This is a genomic window from Xenorhabdus budapestensis (assembly GCF_002632465.1).
In the GTDB taxonomy this organism is placed as follows: domain Bacteria; phylum Pseudomonadota; class Gammaproteobacteria; order Enterobacterales; family Enterobacteriaceae; genus Xenorhabdus; species Xenorhabdus budapestensis.
This window is the reverse complement of the sequence record NZ_NIBS01000010.1, coordinates 22,565-49,010: the sequence shown is the minus strand read 5'-3', so window position 1 is coordinate 49,010 and position 26,446 is coordinate 22,565. Positions and strand designations below refer to the sequence as shown.

Annotated in this window: 20 protein-coding genes and 1 pseudogene; 12 read left to right on the top strand and 9 right to left on the bottom strand. The window is 40.4% G+C overall.

Annotated elements, in window-relative coordinates; translation table 11 throughout:
- Positions 1–77: 77 nt before the first annotated feature.
- Genes hpaE through Xbud_RS10615 form a run of 3 tightly spaced genes read right to left on the bottom strand, consistent with a single transcriptional unit; the run spans position 78 to position 2,949 of the window.
- The gene (hpaE, locus tag Xbud_RS10625) at positions 78–1,544 is read right to left on the bottom strand and encodes a 5-carboxymethyl-2-hydroxymuconate semialdehyde dehydrogenase (protein ID WP_099136045.1); all 1,467 of its coding nucleotides are present in this window, start codon (positions 1,542–1,544) and stop codon (positions 78–80) included.
- Positions 1,541–2,305 (bottom strand): fumarylacetoacetate hydrolase family protein, encoded by a 765-nt coding sequence (locus tag Xbud_RS10620; RefSeq protein ID WP_099136044.1) that lies wholly within the window; start codon positions 2,303–2,305, stop codon positions 1,541–1,543. The genes hpaE and Xbud_RS10620 overlap by 4 nt, the downstream gene beginning before the upstream one ends.
- Complete coding sequence (locus Xbud_RS10615; protein ID WP_099136043.1) at positions 2,302–2,949, bottom strand: fumarylacetoacetate hydrolase family protein; 648 nt, start codon at positions 2,947–2,949, stop codon at positions 2,302–2,304. The genes Xbud_RS10620 and Xbud_RS10615 overlap by 4 nt, the downstream gene beginning before the upstream one ends.
- A gap of 394 nt (positions 2,950–3,343) precedes the next feature.
- On the opposite strand from Xbud_RS10615, the gene hpaR reads away from it, so the two are divergent.
- Positions 3,344–3,793, top strand: coding sequence for a homoprotocatechuate degradation operon regulator HpaR (gene hpaR, locus Xbud_RS10610; RefSeq protein WP_099136042.1), 450 nt, complete (start codon positions 3,344–3,346; stop codon positions 3,791–3,793).
- Between the two features lie 335 nt (positions 3,794–4,128).
- Here the strand turns inward: hpaR and Xbud_RS10605 are convergent, their stop codons facing one another.
- Together Xbud_RS10605 and Xbud_RS10600 are read right to left on the bottom strand one after the other, a co-directional pair.
- Positions 4,129–5,304: an MFS transporter gene (locus Xbud_RS10605; RefSeq protein ID WP_099136041.1), complete on the bottom strand. Its 1,176-nt coding sequence runs from the start codon at positions 5,302–5,304 to the stop codon at positions 4,129–4,131.
- A gap of 208 nt (positions 5,305–5,512) precedes the next feature.
- On the bottom strand, positions 5,513–6,346 hold the full coding sequence (locus Xbud_RS10600; protein ID WP_099136040.1) for a MurR/RpiR family transcriptional regulator: 834 nt from the start codon (positions 6,344–6,346) through the stop codon (positions 5,513–5,515).
- 271 nt (positions 6,347–6,617) lie between these two features.
- On the opposite strand from Xbud_RS10600, the gene Xbud_RS10595 reads away from it, so the two are divergent.
- The 8 genes from Xbud_RS10595 (at position 6,618) to iolB (ending at position 18,445) form a co-directional block, all read left to right on the top strand.
- Positions 6,618–8,129 (top strand): CoA-acylating methylmalonate-semialdehyde dehydrogenase, encoded by a 1,512-nt coding sequence (locus Xbud_RS10595; protein ID WP_099136039.1) that lies wholly within the window; start codon positions 6,618–6,620, stop codon positions 8,127–8,129.
- A gap of 4 nt (positions 8,130–8,133) precedes the next feature.
- Positions 8,134–10,098: a 3D-(3,5/4)-trihydroxycyclohexane-1,2-dione acylhydrolase (decyclizing) gene (gene iolD, locus Xbud_RS10590; protein ID WP_099136038.1), complete on the top strand. Its 1,965-nt coding sequence runs from the start codon at positions 8,134–8,136 to the stop codon at positions 10,096–10,098.
- 403 nt (positions 10,099–10,501) lie between these two features.
- The gene (gene iolG / locus Xbud_RS10585; protein WP_099136037.1) at positions 10,502–11,488 is read left to right on the top strand and encodes an inositol 2-dehydrogenase; all 987 of its coding nucleotides are present in this window, start codon (positions 10,502–10,504) and stop codon (positions 11,486–11,488) included.
- Positions 11,489–11,590: 102 nt separating this feature from the next.
- The gene (locus Xbud_RS10580) at positions 11,591–13,279 is read left to right on the top strand and encodes a solute:sodium symporter family transporter (protein ID WP_099136036.1); all 1,689 of its coding nucleotides are present in this window, start codon (positions 11,591–11,593) and stop codon (positions 13,277–13,279) included.
- Between the two features lie 35 nt (positions 13,280–13,314).
- Positions 13,315–14,448, top strand: a complete 1,134-nt coding sequence (locus Xbud_RS10575) for a Gfo/Idh/MocA family protein (RefSeq protein ID WP_099136035.1) — start codon at positions 13,315–13,317, stop codon at positions 14,446–14,448.
- A gap of 253 nt (positions 14,449–14,701) precedes the next feature.
- Positions 14,702–16,660, top strand: a complete 1,959-nt coding sequence (locus tag Xbud_RS10570; protein ID WP_099136034.1) for a bifunctional 5-dehydro-2-deoxygluconokinase/5-dehydro-2-deoxyphosphogluconate aldolase — start codon at positions 14,702–14,704, stop codon at positions 16,658–16,660.
- A 28-nt stretch (positions 16,661–16,688) separates the two neighbouring features.
- Entirely contained in the window at positions 16,689–17,579 is an 891-nt protein-coding gene (gene iolE, locus Xbud_RS10565) for a myo-inosose-2 dehydratase (protein ID WP_099136033.1), read from the top strand.
- A 35-nt stretch (positions 17,580–17,614) separates the two neighbouring features.
- On the top strand, positions 17,615–18,445 hold the full coding sequence (gene iolB / locus Xbud_RS10560) for a 5-deoxy-glucuronate isomerase (protein ID WP_099136032.1): 831 nt from the start codon (positions 17,615–17,617) through the stop codon (positions 18,443–18,445).
- A 55-nt stretch (positions 18,446–18,500) separates the two neighbouring features.
- Here iolB and Xbud_RS10555 read toward each other — a convergent pair whose 3' ends face one another.
- From Xbud_RS10555 to Xbud_RS10545, 3 genes and pseudogenes are all read right to left on the bottom strand, one after another.
- Entirely contained in the window at positions 18,501–19,784 is a 1,284-nt protein-coding gene (locus tag Xbud_RS10555; RefSeq protein ID WP_099136031.1) for a cytosine permease, read from the bottom strand.
- A 26-nt stretch (positions 19,785–19,810) separates the two neighbouring features.
- Positions 19,811–20,500 (bottom strand): helix-turn-helix transcriptional regulator, encoded by a 690-nt coding sequence (locus Xbud_RS10550; protein WP_099136030.1) that lies wholly within the window; start codon positions 20,498–20,500, stop codon positions 19,811–19,813.
- 24 nt (positions 20,501–20,524) lie between these two features.
- Positions 20,525–20,922: pseudogene (locus Xbud_RS10545) on the bottom strand (GNAT family N-acetyltransferase).
- 1,807 nt (positions 20,923–22,729) lie between these two features.
- On the opposite strand from Xbud_RS10545, the gene Xbud_RS10540 reads away from it, so the two are divergent.
- Positions 22,730–23,344, top strand: a complete 615-nt coding sequence (locus Xbud_RS10540; RefSeq protein WP_099136029.1) for a helix-turn-helix domain-containing protein — start codon at positions 22,730–22,732, stop codon at positions 23,342–23,344.
- Positions 23,328–24,185: a queuosine precursor transporter gene (locus Xbud_RS10535; protein WP_099136028.1), complete on the top strand. Its 858-nt coding sequence runs from the start codon at positions 23,328–23,330 to the stop codon at positions 24,183–24,185. The genes Xbud_RS10540 and Xbud_RS10535 overlap by 17 nt, the downstream gene beginning before the upstream one ends.
- Positions 24,186–24,814: 629 nt before the next feature.
- Here the strand turns inward: Xbud_RS10535 and Xbud_RS10530 are convergent.
- Positions 24,815–25,351: a TetR/AcrR family transcriptional regulator gene (locus Xbud_RS10530; RefSeq protein ID WP_099136027.1), complete on the bottom strand. Its 537-nt coding sequence runs from the start codon at positions 25,349–25,351 to the stop codon at positions 24,815–24,817.
- 255 nt (positions 25,352–25,606) lie between these two features.
- On the opposite strand from Xbud_RS10530, the gene Xbud_RS10525 reads away from it, so the two are divergent.
- Positions 25,607–26,086: a nuclear transport factor 2 family protein gene (locus Xbud_RS10525; protein WP_099136026.1), complete on the top strand. Its 480-nt coding sequence runs from the start codon at positions 25,607–25,609 to the stop codon at positions 26,084–26,086.
- The last annotated feature ends 360 nt before the right edge of the window (positions 26,087–26,446 follow it).

The following is a 26,446-nucleotide window of genomic DNA, read 5'->3' as shown; positions in this document are numbered from 1 at the left end:
ACGTGGTTAACGCTGGAATTGATTACACTTTTCCCGTGTCAAAAACCTCAGTCCGGGTTAAAGCTTCCAATTCTGAATCAAAGCCCCCAGCGAGGAATCGAATGATTTCCCATTGAAATACAAACATTTTTTACTTCAGCAAAAACTTCAAAACTGTATTCGCCACCTTCGCGTCCTACACCTGAGGCTTTCACGCCACCAAATGGCTGGCGCAGATCGCGTACGTTCTGAGAATTGACGAATACCATGCCAGCTTCAATACCATGGGCCAATCGCAGGACTTTGCTCACATCCTGTGTCCAGATATAAGATGCCAAACCGTATTCCACGTCATTGGCCATGCGCAGCCCGTCTTCTTCGCTCTTGAATGGCAGCAAGCAAGCAACAGGACCGAAGATCTCTTCTTGCGCTATACGCATCCGGTTATCTACATCTGCTAATACAGTCGGACGCAGGAAATGACCATTTTTCAGGTGTTCAGGCAGATCGGTGGGTTTATCCGGGCCGCCTGCCAGCAGGGTTGCCCCTTCTTCAATGCCAAGGCGGATATAACCGGAAACCTTTTCCCAATGTTGTTGACTAATCAGGCTGCCGACTTGTGTATTCAGATCCTGCGGATCACCGATACGCAGCCGATTGGCGCGTTCAGCAAAGCGCTTAACAAATTCAGGATAGATACTTTCCTGAATAAAAATACGGGAACCTGCGGTGCAACGTTCACCATTAAGCGAAAAAATCGTGAATAGAGCAGCATCTAATGCACGTTCAATATCGGCATCTTCAAAGATCAGCACCGGAGATTTTCCGCCCAGCTCCATCGAATATTTTTTCAGCCCTGCATTTTGCATAATCAGGCGGCCAGTCGCTGTTCCGCCAGTAAAAGAGACAGCACGAACATCATGATGTTTTACCAGAGCATCCCCTGCCGTATTGCCGTAGCCCTGTACCACATTCAGCACTCCTGCTGGAATACCCGCTTCCAGAGCCAGTTCGCCTAATCGGTCGGCTGTGAGTGGCGAAAGTTCGGACATTTTCAAAACTGCGGTGTTTCCCAGCGCCAGACAAGGAGCAACTTTCCATGTAGCGGTCATAAAAGGCACATTCCACGGGGAAATCAGTGCACAAACGCCCACAGGTTGGAGCAATGTATAATTGAGCATCTTGTCATCAACGGGATAAGTTCGCCCGTTCATCTGCTGACAGATTTCAGCAAAGAAATCAAAATTATGGGAAGCGCGTGGGATAAGTACATTTTGTGTTTGGTGGATTGGCAGACCAGTATCCTTGGTTTCCATTGCGGCAATATCAGGAACATTCTGATCGATTAACTCACCTAAACGGCGCATCAGGCGTGCGCGTTCTTTCATTGGAGTATTTGCCCATTTTGGAAAGGCTTCTTTGGAGGCGGCAACTGCCTGATCAATCTCCTCTTTTCCTCCTGAAGCAACTTCTGCCAACACCTCTCCGGTTGCAGGATTTGTCGTTTCAAAATAAGTTTTGCTGCTAATGTTCTTGCCGTTGATCCAGTGGTTAATGGTGGTCATGACAAACTTTCCTCATATTCTTGCTGGCTGACAATATGATTTACCAAACGTCCGATGCCTTCGATTTCCACAATGACTTCATCACCGGGAACGACATCGGATAGCCCTTTAGGGGTGCCTGTAGCAATCATGTCCCCTGGCTGTAACGTCATAAAGTCACTTAAGTAGGCGAGCAGGAAGGGAATATCGAAGATCAAATCTGCGGTTGTTCCACGCTGGCGTAGCTCACCATTGACCCAAGTGCTCAAGGTTAGGTTATGAGGATCGGCGATCTCATTTTTGTCAACAATCCACGGGCCGATTGGCGTTAATGTATCGCGGCTTTTTACGCGCAGATTAGGGCGATAATAATTTTCCAGGTAATCCCGGATAGCGTAATCGTTACAGAGGGTATAGCCTGCAACGTAATCCATCGCATCTGCTCTGGAAACCTGATGAGCAGGTTTACCAATCACGACAACTAACTCTGCCTCATAATGCATATATTCCACATTGTCAGGGCGGACAGAAACCTGACAATGGCCTGTGAAGCTATTGGCTGCCTTGATAAATACCAGAGGCTCTTCTGGCGGTTTAAATTCCAGCTCGGTTGCATGATCGGCGTAATTCAGACCTAATGCGAATAGTGTTCCATTGGCGGGGGGGAGCCACAAAACATCAAGTTTGCTGACTTTGCTACCATCGGGGAGCAACACATTTTCCTGTTCATCAACAGTGACATGAAGATCCTGGCCTTGATAATGAACTCTGGCGTGTCTCATGCTTGACCTCCTGCCAATACAACTGGGTTTTGTAAAGTTGGGAAGCCATCAGCGTTGATCGTGACGGTATCATTGGGATGGAGAGTAACACGCTGGTGTGGGGTTCCCAGCAGAATGACATCACCTTCTTTTAAGGTGGCAAAATCACTTAATGCGGACAAAAGTTCTGACGACGAGCGTACCAGATCTTTTGTTGACCAACGGTCAACTTCCTGACCGTTGATTTCGGTTGTGATCTCAAGTGAATCCACGTTTCTTGTACTGATCATCTGGCCGATTGGGCAAAAGCCATCCCGGCATTTAGCTTTTATGGCGGGACGATAAAATGACGTTTCTGGCAAGCTGACTTCATTTGCCAGTGCATAACCGGCAATGTATTGCTCAGCGTCTTTAACGGAAACTCTGCGGGCGGGTTTGCCTGCCTTGTCTGTGCCGATAAACAGCGCCAACGTTGCGCCACTTTGTACAGTTTCTCCAATAGGATGAGGAATGATATCACCGGAAGCAATAACGGTATTGTGCGGTTTGATAAACCAAATTGGAGTTTGAGGTGGTGTGTTATAAGGTGTTTCGTGAAATGCCTTGCGCCAAAAATCAAGCTGGCTATTGTGGTTGAGAGCGACGGCAAAAACGGTGCCTTTCATTAACAACTCCTTAAAAGCTGAGCGACGTAAAGACGTGTCGCAAGAACAGTTATTAATGTATTAATAAATCAAGTTCTGATGATGTTCAATATGTTAAGCTAATTGTTAATTTTAATTGTGATCTCTGTAACAACATCCTGTCTATGATTGTTTTTAACACATAAAGATCAAGCCATTATATTATCTACCAGGTCATTTGGTATTTCATTTAACTCTTTGTTAACTTTCTATGGCAAAATAATTTTATTTATTTGTTAATATTGAATTCTTTTCCCTTTGTGGATAGTTATGAGCATGTTAGTCTCTTTGCCGTTAATGTTGTCTATAATCGGTAGCGTGCGCGTTCAACTTATAGAGAATTACCCGTGGTTAACTTTAAGAGTCACCTTTAATTATGCATGAATCCTTGACAATAGCATTGCTTCAAGCTCGGGAAACCGCGATGAGTTTTTTCCGTCCGATATTGAAGAGTTATAATCTAACTGAGCAGCAATGGCGCATTATTCGTGTACTTGCGAGTAGTCGTTCGATTGATTTTCATGATTTGGCCAATCTCACCTGTATCTTACGTCCTAGCTTGACGGGTATTCTGACTCGCATGGAGCGTGATGGTCTGATCTTTCGTCTAAAACCTATGAATGATCAACGAAAATTATACGTTTCTCTGACTCCGGCGGGTCAGGAACTGTATGAAGAAGCAAAAGGAAAAGTTGATGAAGGTTATGAGGCAATTGAAGCTGCTTTCTCTCCAGAAAAATTAGCTCAACTTTTAGGATTATTGGATGAGTTTATTTCTATCGGAAATCGTTCTCAGGACGATATAGATGAAAATGAAGAACAGTAGCGATAGATGTGTATTAATATATTAATTAATTGATACTTTAATGATAAGAGAAAGAGCACCGGAATAAACTGGCCGTGATTTTCTGAGCAGTTTATTCCGGTGGTTTCTCTGTTATTTGGTAAATTGAACTAATTGTTAGAACTTATTGATTTTATTTATGGTTCATAAAATATATTTATGCCAAAGCTTTCCTGTCTATATGCTATACGGAATAACTCATATTCAATATTGGAGTTGAATATGTCGGAGCAAAAATAATACACGAGTGATATTCCAAACTTTTTTATTTATGATACTTATTTTAATTTAAACATTTTTTATCACATATTGTGAAATTATTTTCTCAATATCCTTGTGTACGTTTTCTTATGGGCGAGGAAACCTGAAATGACGGCCAGTAACAATGCCATAGAAGCTAGTAAACCACCAGTCAAATTGAGGATAGAATAACTATAATTAGCTGCGATAATGACCCCGCCTAACCATGCTCCTATGGCATTACCCAAATTAAAAAATCCAATATTGACAGAAGAAACAAGATTAGGTGCACCGGCTTCCTGGGCTTTATCCATCACCAGGCGCTGAATTGGTGATACTGTGGCAAAACCAAGTGCGGCCATAAGGAATATACTCAAACAGGCAATAAATGGATTGTCACCGGAGAGCCAGAACATAAACAAAACTAAAGCTTGTGACCCCAGAGTCCAATATAGCAATGGCATCATGGCTTTATCTGCCAGTTTTCCACCAACAATATTGCCAAAAAAGAATCCCAGCCCTAGTATTACAAGGACCCATGTGATTGCACTTTCAGGTAATCCTGCAACATTGGTCATTAATGGTGCAATATAAGTAATAGAAGTAAAGAAAGCAGCAGGCCCCAGAACAGTGATCCCCATAGCCAGCAGGACGTGAACATTGGAAAAAGCTAACAATTCCTTTTTGATACTGGCAGGGGCTTGTTGATTGAATTTAGGCAGTAATTTTAAGATTCCAAGTAATGCGATAACGCCGATAACTGTAATGATGGCAAACGTGACCCGCCAGGAAACCACTTTTCCTATCCATGTGCCAAGAGGTATCCCAACCAAATTAGCAAGCGTCATGCCACTGAACATAAATGCAATAGCGGTTGTCTTTTTATCTTTCGGCACCAGTTCTGCCGCAATAATCGCCCCTATCCCCATAAAAGCGCCGTGAGTCAGCGAGGCAACAATACGACCAATAATAGCCAGATAAAATGTAGGGGATAAAGTCGTCAGCATATTTCCGATAATGAATAATACCATTAACATAGCGAGCATCTTTTTTCTCTCTATGCGCCCACCCAGAATAATCAAAACGGGTGCCCCAATAAATACACCGAGTGCATAACTGGTGACCATATATCCTGCTGTGGGTATTGATATACTAAAGTCAATGGCAATTTCCGGAAGCAAACCAGCGATAATAAATTCAGTTGTGGCGATCCCAAATGTTGCTAAAGCTAGAACCCAAATAGCTGCTGGCATAGAGTGCTCCTGATCAGAGAATGAATAATAGGGGTGTAATAAAACCTGTTATTATTATCACAGAGTGTGTTTATTTCTGAATGCGAAGAATGATATATCAATATATTCATATAGCATTCAATTTGGAAGTAGCTGAAAAATTTTCTGTTCCATCAATCACTATATTTCAAGTTGCCACCAATTAAAGTGGCAACTTGAAAGAAATCACTTATCCTGCATTTTCTTTCCTGTAAGCCAAAGCAACAGCCAATGATTGCGTCAGACATAACGTGGCTGATTGAGAACGGAATGCATCAATTTTTGCCTCCTTCACCACAAAGCAAATGTCACTGAAACTTGCCAGTGGGCTGATCTGGCTGTCAGTAATCACAATCTGCTTTGCTCCGGCCTGTGCTGCTCTTTCACTGACCATTACCGTTTCTTCGGCATACGGTGTAAAACTGATAGATACCACAACATCATCAGCGCCAATCATATTCATCTGTTCGCGAAACATTCCGCCCAAGCCATCCACCAGCAAGGGACGGCACTCCAGATGGCTCAGAGCATAAGCAAAGTATGACGCGATGCTGAAAGATCGGCGTAGCCCGATAATGTAAATATTGTGAGCATTTGCCAATAAATCTACGGCCTTATTTAAATCCTCCACAGGGGTGCGGGCGGCAAGTTGCTGAATGGCCTGTGCATTAGAATAGGCAAACTCCTGCAAAATATATTGTGGATCTTCCGGTTTCTGTTTATCGCCGTCCAACGCCTTGAACAGGCGGGCTCTATCTGTATAACTGGCTGTTTCTTCTACCAGATTCATACGAAATAGTTGTTTCATTTCATTGAATCCGCTGAAATCAAAAGCATTGGCAAAGCGAATAAGCGTGGAAGGTGGAACATTGGCCTTTTTTGCGATAACCGCAACAGTATCAAATGCTACGCTATTGGTATTATCCAAAACATATCTTGCAACTTGTTGTAACCGTTTACTTAACTCATCATAACGCGAGCGAACTTGTTCTTGCAGTTCATGCAGATTCGACGCAGCAGACATAATGCCTCCCTAAGAAATTGTAATGAAATTGATAATTTATTCATCGTCAGGCAAGCCTGTTAAATGCAGGCGAAGATGTTCGCAAGTTGCCACTGTCTAATGAATGTAATTGCACAAAAATAGCGTGTTGATCACATTAATAAAATGGTATTTCAATTCTTATTGAAAATGAAATATATATTTCATATATCTGTAGCATCGTGATTCAATTCATAATGATTCAACTCATCTTAAATGGTTAACCTTATAATTGTATTGAGAGAGGCTCAGAATGGAACAGATTAAAAATTTTATTGGCGGGCAACTCATTGGTAGTCAAAGTGATCGTATTTCATTCGTGTCTAACCCGGCGACAGGACAGTCAATTCGTCAAGTTGCCATGAGTACAGTCCATGAGACTAAATCAGCTATTAGATCTGCTCATCAGGCCTTTAAAGAGTGGTCTAAAACCCCTCCATTGAAAAGAGCCAGGATCATGTTCAAATTTAAGTCACTACTCGAAGAAAATCAGGATCGGCTGGCTTGTCTGATTTCCGAAGAACATGGAAAAATCTATTCTGATGCTACGGGGGAATTGACTCGTGGCCTTGAAGTTGTCGAATTTGCCTGTGGTATTCCCCACTTACAGAAAGGAGAACATTCTGCCAATGTGGGTACAGGAGTTGATAGTCATTCCCTGATGCAGCCACTGGGCGTTTGTGCAGGGATTACTCCATTTAATTTTCCGGCAATGGTCTCTATGTGGATGTTCCCGATTGCGTTAGCGACGGGAAATACTTTTGTCCTGAAACCTTCTGAAAAAGATCCTTCTCTCTCAATCGAACTGGCTAAATTATTGCAGCAGGCCGGTTTGCCGGATGGGGTATTTAATGTTGTACAAGGAGATAAGGAAGCCGTAGATGTATTGCTGACCGATCCTCATGTTGAGGCGGTGAGTTTTGTTGGTTCTACACCGATTGCAGAATATGTTTATACCACGGCATCCGCACATGGTAAGCGTTGTCAGGCATTGGGTGGAGCGAAAAATCACAGCATTCTTATGCCGGATGCCGATATGGATATGGCTGCAAATGCCATTATCGGGGCAGCCTTTGGCGCAGCAGGAGAGCGTTGTATGGCATTGTCTGTTGTTTTGGCGATCGGGGATGAAATTGCAGATGAATTGGTAGCAAAACTCCGAAATCAAATTGACAAAATGGCAGTCGGTGCTGGGATCACTGAAGGCAGGGAAAACGACATGGGGCCAGTCATCTCTGAGCAACACAAAGCTAAAATCTGTAATTACATTAACAGTGGTATAGCTCAGGGAGCGAAATTGCTGGTGGACGGGCGTGAATATCAGGTTCCTGGTTATGAAAACGGCTATTTCGTTGGGCCGACCCTGTTTGATTATGTCACGCCAGATATGGAAATCTATCAGGAAGAGATATTCGGGCCGGTATTATCCATTGTTCGCGTACCGGATTATGCAACAGCCTTGAAACTGATTAATCAGCATGAATACGGTAATGGGGCTGCTATCTTTACCCGTGATGGGGAAACTGCTCGTCAATTCAGTGAAGATGTATTGGCTGGCATGGTTGGCGTCAATATTCCTATTCCTGTGCCAATGGCATTCCATAGTTTCGGGGGGTGGAAGCGTTCCATTTTTGGCCCGTTGAATGTACATGGCAATGATGGTGTACGTTTCTATACCAGAATGAAAACAGTAACCAGTCGCTGGCCAGCCAGTGTGCGTCTGGAGCACCATGACGGCAATTTCAACATGCCAACGATGGAGTAATCCTATGAATACATCAATAACGCATGTGCAGGCAACGAATACACAAAAGATGACAATGGCTCAGGCTCTGGTCAAATTTCTCAATCAGCAATACATCAACGTTGACGGGGAGGAGTTCCCCTTTATTTGCGGCATCTTCACCATATTTGGCCACGGTAATGTGGTGGGATTGGGGCAGGCGTTAGAACAAGAATCGGGGCACCTCAGAATTTATCAGGGGTGTAATGAACAAGGCATGGCGCATATTGCCACCGGTTTTGCCAAGCAGAAAAAACGCCGACAGGTTTTTGCTGTAACCTCTTCTGTCGGACCGGGGGCAGCCAATATGGTTACAGCCGCTGCTACAGCAACTGCGAACCGTATCCCGTTACTATTATTACCGGGAGATACTTTTGCATGTCGTCAGCCCGATCCGGTTTTACAGCAGGTTGAACAGTATAATGACGGCACCATCAGCACTAACGATTGTTTTCGCCCTGTGTCACGTTATTGGGATCGTATTGCCAGACCTGAACAATTGATGAGTGCAATGATCCACGCCATGCGAGTATTAACTGATCCGGCAGATACTGGCGCAGTTACCATCTGCTTACCGCAGGATGTGCAGGGGGAAGTATGGAATTACCCTGATTACTTTTTCCAGAAACGAGTGCATCGTCTTGAACGCCGGCCTGCTTCATTGCCCCGTATTCAGGATGCCGTAGAGCTCATCCAGCGTAAGAAAAAACCGTTGCTGGTTTGCGGGGGCGGAGTCCGTTATTCCGATGCTCATGCAGCTTTCCGTCAATTCGCTGAAACTTTCAATATCCCATTTGCTGAAACACAGGCAGGCAAAAGTGCTATTGTCGCAGCACATCCCTTGAATTGTGGCGGGCTCGGTACAACGGGTTGCCTGGCGGCAAATTTGCTGGCTAAAGAAGCTGATCTAATCATAGGTGTTGGTACACGTTTTACTGACTTTACTACTGCATCAAAATCTTTGTTCCAAAATCCGGAAGCTGAATTTATTACGATTAATGTAGCGGAATTTGATGCCTGCAAGCTGGATGCCGTCGCAGTTATTGCTGATGCCAGGGAAGGACTGAATGCGATTACTCAGGCACTGATGAAAACAGCATGGCGTTCTGACTGGCAGCAGGAGATTATTCAGGCGAAAGCAACCTGGCAACAAGAACTGTCACGACTGTTTTCCATACAGTATCAGGTCGGGGACAAACCGGAAATTGCGGGGCATCTGGATGATAAATTAAATGAATACAGTGAAACATTACAGACCAACCTGACTCAGACACGGGTACTAGGCCTGATGGATCATCACCTAGAACCTAATGCCATTATTGTTGGTGCAGCAGGTTCCTTGCCGGGAGATTTACAGCGATTGTGGCAGCCTAAAGAGCCTGATACTTATCACCTTGAATACGGTTATTCCTGCATGGGATATGAAATAGCAGCAGCACTGGGGGCAAAACTTGCCTGTCCGAACCAACCTGTTTATGCAATGGTTGGGGATGGATCTTATATGATGTTACACAGTGAATTACAAACGGCGATTCAGGAAAACATCAAGATTACCGTGTTGTTATTTGATAATGCTGGTTTTGGTTGCATTAATAACTTGCAGATGAGTCAGGGTATGGGGAGTTTTGCGACAGAAAATCGCTATCGTAATCAACAAAGTGGTCAATTAGATGGTGCACTTGTACAGGTAGATTTTGCTAAGAACGCAGAAAGTTATGGCTGCAAAAGTTACCAGGTACATAACGAACAGCAACTGATTGCTGCTTTACAGGATGCCAGAACACAACCCCGCGCAACTCTAATCGATATTAAAGTGCTGCCAAAAACCATGACCCATGATTATGAATCATGGTGGAGAACAGGAACAGCACAGGTTGCAGACAACCCTGCTGTTACAACGGTGGCTGAAAACATCAGGCAATATGTGGAGAAATACACTCGTCAATATTAATCTTCTTGCGATGTAGCCCCTGCAATATGGTTTGATGCTGCCTGCCTAGTGGTGAAACGAACCATTCTATGTTGGATATGGAAATTTTATTTCATATCCAATCATGTCGCTGTCATTGTTTGTTGATCACGGTTTATTGATCACATTGTATTCTTTTAACCATGCCTTAGTGGAATGATTATTTTATATTATTCTATGATTTTAAATAAAATTTATATTGAATATCCAATGAAATAACGCTTTTTTCGTGATAGATATAACACTAATTGCAGCTTTTTCATCACAAAATGCTAACCACTTCTAAAAAACAAAATTTTCAAATTTATGCAAATTGAAATAAATATTTTACTTGATATATTTTTATCCACCCCAAAAGCAGATACAGAGGTATCAAGGAGAATTTATGTTCAATATTGTATTATTTGGCGCAGGTAGGATTGGGCGGGTTCATGCAGCTAATATTGCCAACCATAAAGAAACTTGCCTTTACTCCGTGATTGACCCTGATCAGGCAAATGCAGAAATACTGGCACAGAAATATCAGGCTAAAATACAAACGACTGAAGAAGCGATGGCTGATCCCAATGTGCACGGTGTTCTTATTGCATCAGCAACAGATACACATGCTGATTTGATCGAACTGGCGGCTCGGCACAATAAAATGATTTTCTGCGAAAAACCGGTTCACCTTGACCTTGAACGGGTTCGACAGTGCCTTGCTATAGTCAAGCAGTTTCAGGTTCCTCTGTTTGTCGGTTTCAACCGTCGTTATGATCCTCAGTTTCGTCGGCTGAAAAATTTATTCCATTCCGGCAAAATTGGTAAAGCAGAATCTCTGCTTATCACATCCCGTGACCCTTCTCCTCCACCTGCTGAATATATCCGGGTTTCTGGTGGTATGTTCAGGGACATGACTATCCATGATTTTGACATGGCTCGTTTTATTATCGGTGAAGAACCCTGTGCTATTTATACACAAGGCAGTAATTTGGTCGATCCTGCCATTGGCTTGGCTGGTGATATTGATACTGCGTTTATTGTTATGAAGTTTCCTTCAGGAGCTATGGTAACCATCTCCAACAGCCGTCGTTCAGGGTATGGCTATGACCAACGCCTTGAACTACATGGTGAAAAAGGCTTACTGACGGCGGGTAATATTAAGGAAAACAGCGTGGAATTTTGGGGAGAAGATGGATGCCTTTCTGCCAAACCTGAACACTTTTTCCTGCAACGTTACCATGAGGCGTATATCGCGGAATGGAGCCATTTTGTCGATGTTATGGCAGGCAGGGCCACTCCCGAAACCACGGGTTTTGATGGTGTACAAGCATTGTACCTTGCTGATAAGGCACTTGAATCCTTACTGACTGGTAAGGAAATTAAATTATAAGCAACAAAATATTATAAAAATAAGAAAGATCATTTTTTCAGGAAAACCATTTTCTTGTCGGCCTGTTGCTGCCTTTGGGCAGAAAATCAGGGGGAGGAATATATGTCAGCTTTTCTTTCTTTTATTGGTTTTACCCTGCTGGTTGCTGGGATTGCTTATTATAAAACAAGGAACAAACATTTAATTGATTCCACCGAAGGGTATTTTCTAGGTGGACGCTCTCTGACCGGAATTTATATCGGCAGTTCCATGTTATTAATGAACCTATCCACAGAACATCTGGTTGGTTTGAATGGATTGGCATTCAGAACAGGGTTTATTGTTATGGCATGGGAAGTTATAGCAGCGTTAACTATTGTGCTGTTTGCCATTTATTTTTTGCCAAAATATTTAAAATTGGGTATCTCAACAATTCCTGAATATCTGGAGCGGCGATTTGATAAAAACACATTGCTGATTACCTCAATTTTATTTCTGGCAATGTACGTTATTTCGTTACTGCCTATTGTTTTATATACCGGCGCTATTGCACTGGAAAGTTTATTTCAGGTTTCTCAGATATTTCAGGTCGATAAAACCACTGCATTATGGATTATGGTCTGGGGTGTTGGTGGGCTTGGCGCTATTTACGCTATTTTCGGCGGAATTAAAGCAATTGCAGTTGCTGATACTCTTAATGGTATCGGATTAATTGTCGGTGGCGGGATTGTTACTATTTTCGCTTTATTGTATGTAGGCGATGGTAGTGCATGGAAAGGCCTGACCGACGTTTATCAGGCACACCCTGATAAATTTAACTCCATTGGCAGTGAAGATTCACTTGTCCCATTTTCAACTTTGTTCACAGGATTGATCATTTCTAACATGTTTTTCTGGTGTACCAACCAATCCATCGTACAAAAATCACTGGGAGCAAAGAATCTGGCAGAAGGGCAAAAAGGAGTGATGTTATGTGCCGTGTTGAAGCTTATTATCCCGTCTATCATTATTTTACCCGGCGTTATCGCATTTCATATCTTCAATGGGCAAATAGATAACCCGGATAATGCCTATCCTGCATTAGTGCAATTAGTTTTGCCTAAAATACTGGTTGGCTTTTTTGCCGCGGTTGTCGTCGGGGCTGTATTCTCAACATTCAGTGGTGGACTGAACTCTTCCGTTACTCTGTTTACTGTCAATATTTACAAACAACGAATTAATCCAAATGCCAGCGAAGCACGGACAGTCGCAGTGGGTAAATATCTGGGCATTGGACTGGCATTGCTAACCATGTTTATTGCACCACTTGTTGCTAATGCACCGGATGGTTTGTTTTACCTTATTCAGCAATTACAAGGTATTTTCAATGCTCCGATTCTCAGTGTAGTACTTGTCGGGTTAATGACAAAACGTGTTCCCCCGATTGCCGCAAAACTGGGGCTGTTGTTTGGTATGTCGGCTTATATCATCTCTAACTTTATCCTGCACATCAATATCCATTTCTTCCATTTGGTCGGTATCCTGTTTGTACTGAACGTTATTTTCATGCTGACGATTGGTTATTTCTTCCCTGCTGAAACTTATCAAGAAGTGTATACAAAACAAGTGGATATTACGCCGTGGGCAATGGTGAAACCAATGGGATGGCTGATTACTCTAGTGGCAATATCAATGTATGTTTTTCTGGCACAGAACGTGCCGCTATATGTAATAACACTCTACTATGTGTTTGCTGCCGGGATCTTGGGTTATGTCTTTTATCAAATCAGTAAAGCACTGTTTAAACGCTCTATTCACAGGAAAAGTGCATAGAAAAAACCAGACAGATGAACCGGAGAATAAATGACATGAAAGAGATTCGGATTGGGTTAATTGGCGCGGGTTATATCGGACGTTCCCATGCTATTGCTTATGCACAAGCTCCTACGGTATTTCCACTAAAAGGGAAACTGATACGTGAAATGATTGCAGGAATAACCCCTGAACTTGCCCAGATCCATGCAAAAGAACTTGGTTTTCTGCGTTCAACCGGAGATTGGCGGGAACTGGTTGCTGATCCAAACATTGATGTGGTTGATATATGCACGCCTAATTTCTTGCATAAAGAAATGGTATTAGAAGCTATCAAACATGGCAAACATATCTATTGTGAAAAACCACTGGCCCTGAACTCCCAGGATGCTAAAGAAATGATGGCAGCAGCGACAGATGCGGGAGTGAAAACGTTGGTAGGTTTTAACTATATGAAAAACCCTACAGCGCAGTTAGCAAAAGAAATTATCTCGAAGGGTGAAATTGGTGAGGTTGTGCACTTTTACGGTACACATAATGAGGATTATATGGCAGATCTTCTGAGTCCGATTCATTGGCACTGCCTTAAAGATAAAGCAGGTTTGGGAGCACTTGGTGATCTCGCCGCTCATATTATCAATATGGCGCAATATCTGGTGGGAGACATTATGACTGTTTGCGGTGATCTGGAAACAGTAGTGAAAGCACGCCCTAAAAAATCCGGTTCTCCAGTGTTAGTTCCCGTTGAAAATGAAGATCAGGCACATGCGATGGTACGTTTTGATACAGGAGCAATGGGCGTGATTGAAACTTCCCGTATTGCCTGTGGCCGCAAAATGGGACTGAGTTATATCGTGACAGGTACTAAAGGAACTCTGAGCTTTACTCAGGAACGAATGGCTGAGTTGAAACTATATCGACATAATGAACCGGCAAATCGTCAGGGTTTCAAAACCATTCTGCTTGGGCCGGAACATCCGGATTACGCCCCTTTCTGTAATGGTGCCGGGCATGGCATTGGTTTCAATGACCAGAAGACGGTGGAAGTCAGGGATTTGATTGATGGTATCGCTCAGGATAAGGCTATTTGGCCTGATTTTACTGAAGGCTGGAAAGTCTCCCGTATTTTAGATGCGATTGTACGCTCTCATGATCAAAAACGCTGGGTTAATGTTTCTGAAATTAATTAAATCTCGCGGTTATATCCTATGGATTTTAAGATGCAGCGCGACGGCAAGGGAGCGACAAATTCGTTCCTGACGAATTTGCCCAGCCAAAGGCTGGCCTCCGGTGAGAAGCAGGAGCCTCTCATTAATTCCCAGGAGCATAGATAACTATGTGACTGGGGGGAGTGAGCGCCGCCAACAAAGCTGCAACTTGGAAGATGACGGCTATCGCAAAATTGGTTAGCAAAACGCGTATTTGTTAAGAGGCTGAGTAGTGATGGAGCAACATAAAGAGTTTGATGTTATCTGCATGGGGCGTATTGCAGTTGATTTATATGGTCAGCAAATAGGCGCCCGTCTGGAAGACATGAGCAGTTTCTCTAAATACCTTGGTGGTTCTTCCGGGAATGTAGCCTACGGCACTGCGCTTCAGGGATTGAGATCATCCATGTTGGCCAGAGTTGGTGATGAACATATGGGGCGTTTTTTACGTGAAGAACTGGAGAGAGTGGGATGTGATACCAGCCATTTAATCACAGATAAAGAGAGGCTCACGGCTTTAGTGTTACTCGGTATTAAAGATAATGAAACTTTCCCGCTGATTTTCTACCGTGATAACTGTGCTGACATGGCTATTACCTGCGATGATTTCAGTGAAGACTATATTGCATCCGCCCGTTGTTTGGCAATTACGGGAACACATCTTTCCCATCCGCAAACCCGGGATGCAGTATTGACAGCATTACAATATGCCCGTCGCAGTGGGGTAAAAACGGTACTTGATATTGACTACCGCCCTGTATTATGGGGGTTGACGTCACTTGGTGACGGAGAAATCCGTTATATCGCTTCAGAGCAGGTCACCGCACAATTACAGAAAGTGCTTTCTCAATTTGATCTGATTGTAGGAACTGAGGAGGAATTTCATATCGCGGGCGGCTCTAAAAATACTGTTGACGCTTTGCGTTGTGTAAGGGAGTTAAGTAAAGCAACACTAGTCTGCAAACGTGGGTCATTAGGCTGTTCCGTGTTTACCGAAAATATTCCTGATATCCTTGAAGAAGGTATTACAGTACAGGGAGTTAAAGTAGACATACTGAACGTCTTAGGGGCTGGTGATGCCTTTATGTCTGGCTTGCTACGGGGATACCTTAATAACGAAAGTTGGGAGCAGAGCTGTACTTATGCGAATGCTTGTGGTGCATTAGTGGTTTCCCGCCATGGTTGCGCGCCAGCGATGCCAGATAAAACTGAATTGGATAATTACCTTGTACGATCTGCGGAAGTTCATCGTCCTGATTTAGACATTCATCTAAACCATCTCCATCGTATTAATAGTCGTCATAAAATTAGTGGTCGTAATAAACAGTGGCAAGAGTTGTGTGTCATGGCGTTTGATCACCGTATCCAGTTTGTTGAAATGGCACGTAAGGTTAATGCTAATCCTGATCGCATTCCACAACTGAAAAAACTGTTATTCCGCGCCAGTCAGGAAGTGAGTGCAGAAGCCTGTCTGGAAGGTCATGCCGGAATATTGTGTGACAGCACTTTCGGGCAGGATATTCTTAATGCAGCGACTGGAAAAGGGCTATGGATTGGGCGTCCGATTGAATTGCCGGGTTCCCGTCCACTGCGCTTAGAGCATGGTGATATTGGTTCCCAGCTTATCAGTTGGCCGCGGGAACATATCGTGAAATGCCTGCTATTTTTCCATCCTGAAGATGTTCATTCTTTGCGTTTGGAGCAGGAAAGAACAGTTCAGGAAATTTATGCAGCCTGTTGCCAGTCTGGTCATGAACTATTATTGGAAGTGATCTTACCATCGGGTATGACGCATTCTGATGAGCTTTACCTGCGTGCACTCCAACGTTTTTACAATCTCGGCATTAAGCCGGATTGGTGGAAATTACCCCCTATGCAGCCCACGACCTGGGATCAAATTGAAGAATTAATTACTCAGCGAGACCCTCATTGTCATGGCGTCGTGCTCCTTGGTCTGAATGCTTCCGAAGAGATATTAAAGGCAGGTTTTAACACTGCGGCGGGTAAATCCATTGTCAAAGGTTTTGCTGTTGGGCGCACGCTGTTTGCTAAACCAGCCCTGAAATGGCTGGCTGGTGAAATTGATGATCAAACACTCATCCTGCAAGTAAAAACGAATTACAACAACCTGATTAGCTACTGGCGTCAACGTGGTAGTGAAGAAAAAAGCTGGAGCATAACTTACTCTCACTAATTTACTCTCACCTTACAGGAGAACCATCATGACTGTTCAACTTGGCATCAATCCTCTGACATGGACCAATGATGATCTGCCTTCTCTGGGCGCAGAAACCCCGTTGGAAACTTGTTTGGCAGAAGGGCGTCAGGCAGGATTTGCGGGTTTTGAACTCGGGAATAAATTTCCCCGTCAGTCACATATACTAGGGCCAATTCTGGCTTCCCATGATTTGCAATTGGTGTCTGGCTGGTATTCAGGGAATTTATTGACGCGCAGTGTTGCAGAAGAAATTATGGCTGTTCAGCCACATTTAACCTTGTTACGTGAACTGGGTGCAAAGGTGATGGTCTTTGCAGAAGTGACCAATTGTATACATGGCGAACAGGATAAACCGGTGCATTTAAGGCCTCTTTTCCCGGCAGAATGCTGGCAGGAGTATGGCGAAAAGTTGACAGAATTTGCCCATTATTCTCAATCTCAAGGTGTTCAGATTGCCTATCACCATCATATGGGCACAGTGATTGAAAGTGCAGAGGACATTGATAATTTGATGAAAAACACAGGTGAAGAAGTGGGACTATTACTGGATACCGGGCATTTAACCTTTGCCGGAGATGACCCACTAGCCGTAGCAAAACGTTGGAGTAAACGAATCAATCACGTACATTGTAAAGATATACGCCTGGATGTGCTGAAAGATGTCAAAAATCGTAAAACGAGTTTCCTCAATGCAGTATTAAGTGGCGTCTTTACTGTACCTGGTGATGGTTGTGTGAATTACCCGGACATTTTTAATGTATTAAAAGTTAATGACTATCATGGTTGGCTGGTTGTTGAAGCAGAACAGGATCCTGCTGTTGCTCATCCACTGACTTACGCCACACTGGGGTATAACAATTTGTCACGCTTCGCCAGAGAAGCCGGGTTGATTTAAGACGCTGACATTAAAAATGACCTTGAGGTAATCACATGTCTAATTTGCTATCAAAGTATCATAAGCCTGATCAGCACAAGCGGACGCAACATATCACGCCGGAAATAGCGAACTGGGGTTATGTTCATTTTGATGTTTATGAATTGAATGCGGGAGAGTCAATATCATTAGCGGCTTCGGAAAATGAAACTTGTTTAGTATTGGTTGCAGGAAAAGCGACTGTGATTACTGCCCAACAAAGATTCGAGCAGATTGGTGATCGTATGAGTCCATTTGAGCGTAAAAAACCTTATGCTGTTTATGTTGCGCCGCATGAAACAATGGAAATTGTCGCCCAAACTCATCTTGAACTGGCTGTTTGTCAGGCAAAAAGTAAAGGGAATTATTCCACCCGATTGATTACACCACAGGATATCGGTGCTGAACAACGTGGTAACGGTAACAACCGTCGTTATGTTCATAACATCCTACCGGATAATCAGCCTGCTGATAGTTTATTGGTGGTTGAAGTTTATACTGATGAAGGCTGTACTAGCTCTTACCCTAGCCATAAACATGATACTGATAATGAACCACAGGAAACCTATTTAGAAGAAACTTATTATCATCGATTAAATCCACCACAAGGTTTTTGTTTACAGCGTGTCTATACTAATGATCGTTCACTAGATGAAACGATGGCGGTATATGACAAAGATGTTGTTATGGTGCCGGAAGGGTATCACCCGGTAGCGACTATTGCTGGGTATGACAGCTACTATCTGAATGTGATGGCAGGGCCAACTCGTAAATGGTTATTTACTTGGGAAACAGACCATCAGTGGGTTAATGATGAAGCTTATGCCGAAAAGCATGCCAGACGTTAGGGGCTGTGCTCCAATTATTGCTCCCAAACGGGGAGCAATACATCAAGGATTATCATTATGAGAGGCGTTTAAAGGCACATTTAATTAACCAATAAACCACACTTGCCGTCAGTAATGAATTAATTGTTGGTACTCCCCATTCAATAGTTAATCCAATAACACTACCTACAACACTGGCGATTATTGCTGCCCAGCCGATAGTCGGAGTTTCGTCTGGAAGATTACCTTTTTGTTTACTTTCATCTAATACTTTGCGATAAGAGCGCAAGATATAATAATCAACTAACATTACGCCCAATATTGGTGGGAAAACAACACCAAGTACAGTAAGAAAATCTACAAATCGGTCTAAAATGCCGAGAATGGAAAACAAAGTTCCTAATATTCCAATTATGATTGTTGTAGGAGGATAGCGTAATTTTTTACCGGTGATACCTTCGACAGCATTAATAATTCCCAATGATGAAGAGTATAAGTTCAGATCATTAACTCTTAATGTTGAGCATACGACAACGAACAAACCTGCACCACCTGCGACTTGTGACATAATAGTCACGACATCAGCAGTATTTAATGCTTTCGCGATTAAAATTGCCAGACTATTGATGACAAATTCACCAGCAATAATTGTCAGCAAAGTGATCCCAAAAACATGTTTTCCTGATTTGGTATAGCGTGTCAGATCCGGGGTCATCAGACTGGCAACAATCGCACCCCCAACAACTATCGTAATACCTGCACTGATGGACAGAGTTTCATCTGAATGAGGCAGATTTAAAATCTCATACCAATGTTGACCTGAACCGCCTGATAATACGATGGTAGAGATATAAACAACCAGAAGAATAAACATGGGGACAGTAATTCTGGCAGTAAACCGTAATGCCTTAAAACCAAAAGCGACTAATGTCGTCAATAAAGTACCGGATATTGCCGCAGCTAAACCAAATCCGAGTTTATTCCCGGAGGCAAAGTTAAAAGATTTAGCAAAAATAGCATTTTGGATGCCAAACCAGCCTAATAAGCTGACAGCAATAACAAGGCCAATTAACACCGAACCGATTCGACCAAAACCACACCACCGTGCCAGTAAACTGCCAGATAACCCCTCTCGCATACCTGCAAAGCCAAGCCCAAAAGTTACAATACCAAAGATCAGGCTGCCAATAAAAATAACAATAAACGCATTTGTCAGTGTCATGGAGCTGCCGAGGACAGCTCCAAGCATAAACTGATCTAATGCTGTTAACATGCCCATATGAACGATAGCCACGCTCAGCAGAGATAAGCGCTGTTGTTGTGGCATTCGGCTAAGTGGGTAGTCTTCAACGTTAATCATGATATTCAGTTATTCTGCGATATAATTCAGATAAAAAGGATGCCTTTTGTTATCAGGCGTTCAGGGATATAGCTGTCTAGATGTATATGTTTACAAAACTCTTCAAACTGTTGGAGAGAATGGACATTAGCTTTTTGGTAGATGTTGTATATTCGATTTTCTATCGTTTTATGGCTGACATTGTAGATCTTGGCTATCTCCTTATTTGAAAACCTATGCAACATGAAAAAAATGATATCGAGCTCAGCCTTGGTAAAAAGGTTTGTGCTGGTTCCGGTTGTCAGGATGCTGGGTTTTTGTTGGTTAATATATTGTAATGGTGACAATGTATTGAGTGGCTTGGCATTCCAAACTATCCAAATACACTTTTTGTCATCGTTATACACCGGAAATTTTTCACTGATGAAAGGTGTTAAGCAGTCTCTTCCGAACCAATAATGAGTTTCTATAACAGAAACTCTATCTTGTGCTTCTTCCGTTCTTTTATCATGCTCAGTGAGATCCCCTGCTAATTCAGCCCAATCAGCAGGGAATTCGTTATCAGATTTTCCTTCTATATCAAATTGTAGAGGCGTATTAGTATAGAGATAGGCAGCCTTGTTCATATAGACATGGCGTGAACTCAAATCTTTAATACCCCAAGGTTCACTAAGATGTTCCATCATGGCTATTAATCCCTTCAAATAGGAACCATTATCTTTAAAGGATAAATTCATATCTGTGCCACATCGTTAGATGTTTTAAATATTCTTTGCTAAGTAGAAACGGGTATATTGACGAGTATACCCTTCTAATTTTCTATAAGTTTGATAGCCTAATTTTTCATAAAAGCCTTTTGCTCGGAAACAAAAAGTATCAACATAAGCTATATGACAATATCGTTTTGGTGCTTCAGTATTAGCTGTTTGCCCAAACCTTTTTGTCGATACTTTTCACTTACCCAGAAATATTGAATTTTAAGATAGCTCCACCAAGCTTTGAAGACTAATCCTGCAATAATTTTGTTAAATTCATCAGTAATACTTAGAAATAATGGATGAATATCTACAGGTGTGTATTGTTCATTAAATGCCCAGGTATTTTGGATCACATATGCTTCATCTTGTGAGTTTGGAGTATCTGTAATATGGAGTTTTATTTTCGACATATATTTTTCCTCCAGATAATTATTTATTTTATTATTTCTTGGTGAAATTAATGTCCTAACCTAGCCAATATCATTTTTTTAACTTTATTTCAAGAGTGTTTTTCACCCGTTTAATTTTATATAAAAAATGCTTATATTTAACTAAAGGGACAGAAGAGTGCGAAATTCACCGTTCCGTAATATTTTCTGTTCCAATCTATTTGATATTATTAAAAAAATATAGCGACCAGTTAGGGCATTACCAGGGAAATTTACTTACACTTATGTTTTGATATAAAGGAAGTACGCAAGGTTTTTCTAGATATCTAGAAAACTGTTCTCTTCAGCATTTATCTTCAAAATACGTAAGTTTCATAAATATTAACCTTAAAATAATTTCACATATAAATTACATTATTTTTACTTGGATCAATTTTTTTGGTGGTTTTCAGTGTTTTCATTTTGATTGCTTTTGTATGTAGTGAAAAAAATAGAATACTGAAAACCATAAGTTGCTTTCTCTAAGGTATATGATGATATAAAAAAACACCTAAAAAAGAGTAGATGATTTTGGGCCTCTAACCTTATTAAATTACGTTCTGTTATTTAGCAAAAAAAAATCCATCTGTCACCTAGTAAGTATTCTTATTAGAACAGAATAAAATATAGATAGGTTTTTTTATATGAATAGCCGCTCTTTACTTTGAAGAGGTAGCCGCCTAAATGGTAACAAAAATTTATTTTTTATTTTTAGAACTATTTGTTCTTATTTTAATCTTTATTATAATTATTTCTTACCAATTTCTAATCAACATTGATTTCTTTTAATTAATCGCATTGGTTATTTTAACTTTATGTGATTTTTTTAGTTTTCCGTGTGGAAATCAAAATTGATATATATAATAAAAAATATAATATTGTACTAAAAAATGTTATTTATGTATGGTACTGTTAAATATAGAGTAGAGATTATTGTTTTTATAATTCATTACTATGGGTTTTGTTAAATATTTAACTAAACACTCTTTATATAAATTTTTTAATTTGATGAGATGTTAAAAATATAGTTAAAGTTAGTCTAATAATACACAATGATTATTTTTTATTTCATAAATTATATAAAGTTAAATCTCTAATTTTTTATATATCCTGTGGATTTAAAGATTTAATGTGGTAATAAGTGAGTGGATCCTCTGGAGTATGGATGATAATATAGCTTTTGGATGGGCTTCAAATAAAGCTAAAGTTAATAATATGATATATAGACTGACTTTATTGAATTATGATTTTTTTGAAAAGTAAGAGTTAGGTATGTAGTCTTTCTCATAAAACATTATATGAGAATAAAATCTTCCTTTTAAAAAATTAAAGTATTTTTAGATAATCCTTGAAAATTTACATCTAAAGATATAGGGGTTTATGTTCATTCTTAATGAAAATTATGTCAAAGTGATTAGTGTTTTTTGTTTCAAGGTTCTTGAAGAAAAGTGTAATTATTTTTTCAATTAACTCAACCGGATTAATAAATTACGCTAAAGAATTGTATTTGTGTTAATTTACTAGAATTGATAAGAAAATAAAGTATCAGAAAGATAATTTTTTTAAAGGTAATCTTCTTTCTTATGCAAAAATATGGGATATTATTATTGATTGTATTTATGTGATTATTTATTATTTCAAGTAAATTTAAATTCTGTTTATTAGTATATTTTAATCAATAAGTGTTTTTTTATAAAAGTGGTTTTTGTAATGCTTCAAAGAGAAATATTTTTTGTATGCGATATTATGTGAACCGATTAAATACTTTCTAGGCATTGCTATGTATAAAAAACAAAAAATGGAATACCTGAGAAAAAATCTACAATATTTACTTGATTCCAGAGGGGAAAGCAGAGTATCACTTTGTGATCGGACCGGGCTTAATCGTACAACTATCTACAATATCTTAGATGGTCGAGTACAAAGTGTTCACTCTTCAACTATCCAGAAAGTATCCAACTTTTTTGGTGTTTCGTATAGTGAAATAGAGACAACTGATATAGCAGAAAAAGAACGTATTGATGCGATTGTTTCTTATGAAGGTAATATGAATCCCAGCGCTGTGCCGTTGTTTAGGCAATCTGAATGTGTCACTGCCGAATTCTTTGAAAGTAAAATTGGTTCCCTGATCGTTGGAAGAGAGCTGACTTATTATTTTGGTTTTGGCCCTAATATCGTCGCCATTTTACTTGAGAATGATTTTTCAGGTAAATATAATGCTGGTGATTTATTAATAGTTAGGAGAGGTAATTATCAAAGCGATAATCCTAAGTTATGTTTCGAACCAAAACAGAAAAAGTTTCATATCAGCGAGTTTTATATTGAAAATGCAGATGATTTGATAGTGATTGGGGATATAATGGAAGAGCGGTTTGGGTATGGGAAAAAAATATAAATTACTAGGATTCAACAGTCAGAATAATACAGCGAATGTATTGATTTCATCAACCGGAAAAGTTTTAAGGATTAATATAAAGGAGCTAGAAAAGAGTGAAATAGCGGATGATTTTGATAATCACGAAACAAAATCACTCTACAGGAAGATATACTCCAGCTTTCCAAATTCTCCCTCAATCTATGAAATTGAAGAACGAAATGAAAAGTCTTGGGTTGTTTATTCACTTCTCGCCTTATTGCTGGCAATTTTCTATACTTTCAGTAACATAGCAGCAGCCAAGCCTGTTTATATCGAATATTTTGATATCATCGTTACTCCGGGTACTTTCATTTACCCTTTTTCTTTTTTAGTCATTGATTTACTCAGTGAATTTTATGGGTTCAGATTAGCAAGAAAAGCAATATATATGTCGCTGGCTTCTAACCTGATCATAGTCTCATTATTGAGTATATCGACGAGCTTACCAGCTATTCCAAATTGGAGTTTGAATGATCAATACAATGATTTGATGAACCATATCCTATCAGCGATTTTTGCTTCCTCGTTGTCATTTTTAGTATCTGAACTAGTCAATTCATATGTCTTGTGTAAGTTAAAAGCCATGACAAATTCCCGATTCTTAGCACTAAGAGTATTTTTCAGTACTTTCATCGCGTCGATTCTTGATAGTTTTGTTTTCTGTTTTGTTGCGTTCTACGGAAAACTTCCATTAAATCAAATTATTGCAATGATGATTATTCAGATATTAATTAAAATTTTCTTTGCACTATTTAATGTCTTCCCCGCTTACGGTTCGCGTTATTTATTCAATCGTTGGGTTGTTAACACCACACATTAATGAGCAGCATGGAGAGTTTTTCTCCATGCTATTTCCTCGATTGAATCCTATTTTATGTTGTATAACATCTTGCGATGCGAATGAAGCTAGTTGCTGGCTGGTACGTTTTTGAAACCAGATTGTGACTAGAAGGCTGCTACAATTTCCGTACAGTTATACAGTAGTTCTTTTCATATTCACATCATCTATGTAAGAAATTTTATCAGATGCGTTTGTTTTTTTATATTTAATAGTTAGTGCAACGAATTTTTATTTTATTTATTAAAATCAATCAAATATGAGATTTTGTGCTATGTTTTATTTTTTTATGTATCAAATAATGACGCCGAGATTGAGTATAAAAATCAACATTTGAACTTTTATTTGTTGATTTTATCGTGCGTCTGGTGTATTAATTTGTCTGTAAAAATATAAGTTATAATTAAGGTTTTGTCTGAGTATCAGGTAGTGCATCTTCACTGCCTTTTATGTAGACAAATATTTTCATTATTTTGAATAGTTAGTTTTGACTCGCCCAACACCAGGGTAATCTTAGAACACTTTTTGTTCTTATATGGTAATCAGTCTCTTAGTCAGCTCTGCTGGTTAAGAGACTGAATAACCTTAATTTTATGAACAAGTTTAACATCTTAAATCAAGCGGTAAGCCATCGTGCGATAGCATTCTTCATGACCGACAACTTCCCCGAACTCAGCTCTAACTATCATTCCCTCAATAAATGTTATCAACGCTTCTGCTTTGGATTCCGTATCTTTTGAGACTGTTAAGAAAACTGATAATAGCAGTGACTTTAACCATGTTTTGTGTTGTTGAGCTTGTTTAACGATAGCTTCATCGTGTCCTTTGAATTCAGCCAAAGCATGCATAAACAGGCACCCTTGAAAATCTTTTGTAGCAAACCATGAAAAATGCCAATCCAGGATGGCATTGAGTTTGTTTTCGATTCCTTCTGTTGAAGACACAGCAATAGTGAGTTCTTTTTTAAACCTCTGATGGCGTCTGAATAGCATTCCTTCGATCAGCTTATTTTTGGAACCAAAGTAACGGTACATGGAGGTTTTTGATACATTCGCCTGATCTCTTATCAAATCGACGCCAACAACGTTGTAGCCAAATTTATTAAATAGTGACTCGGCAATATCTAGGATGTGTTCTTTTTTACTCATAATATTTTCTTGTTAGTTATTCGATCTAGTTCTATAAAAGATAGCTTTTAGGGTAAATCTAAGGTTGTTTTTGTGTGTACAGATCTGTACATTTATCTGGGTGTACAAGTTTGTACACATGGTATCATACCTATTGGACTTTATTGCAGATTGTTAATCTGAAAGTGAAATAATCTATTTACTGCGGATGACGTAAGAGAGATTGGTGAAGTTATCAATTTCTTTCCATAACATGTTAAATATTTTGGAGAAAGTATGTCTGAATCCTTTGAAAAAAGAATCCCTATTCCACCATTTACTTATGAAACTGCAATGCAGAAAGTCCGTATTGCTGAAGATAGTTGGAATACTCGTGATACAGCTAAAGTTGCTCTGGCATATAGCAAAGATACCAAATGGCGAAATAGAACAGAGTTCGTAAATGGCCGGAATGAAGCAAAAGATTTACTAATCCGAAAATGGAGAAAAGAGCAGGATTATCGTTTGATTAAAGAGCTATGGGCAGTGGAGGGAAACAGAATTGCTGTAAGATATGCTTATGAATGGCATGATGATTCAGGAAATTGGTTTCGTTCATATGGTAACGAGAATTGGGAATTTGATGAAAACGGCATGATGGTCAACCGTTTTGCAAGTATCAATGATATGCCTATTAATGAGGATGAACGTAAATTCCATTGGCCTTTGGGACGTCGTCCAGATAATCACCCTGGACTCAGTGAATTAGGTCTATAAATTGCAGTCGCATAATTGCCAAAGGAAACTGGTGGGCAAGTTTGGAAGAATGCAAGCCAAAATTTATTGCTACTGTAAGTAGTTATGACGAATAAGCGTGACAAATCTCGCCCTTTTAGGGCGAGGTAAAATAGCACAAGCGGGGATTAGCAGATTTGGGTCATGCATTCAACGTGTTGATTGGTTCTAAATATGTATTAGTTCAGACTAGATCTGACACTTCGATTTGAAAAGAAGAGAGTTACCCGCTTTGATTAAAGATGCTGAATCTTAAATCAAAGAAACTAAGAGGTAACTCTCATGCTACATACTAGCAATCCAATTATTAAACACAAAGCGGGTCTTCTCAATCTTGCAGAG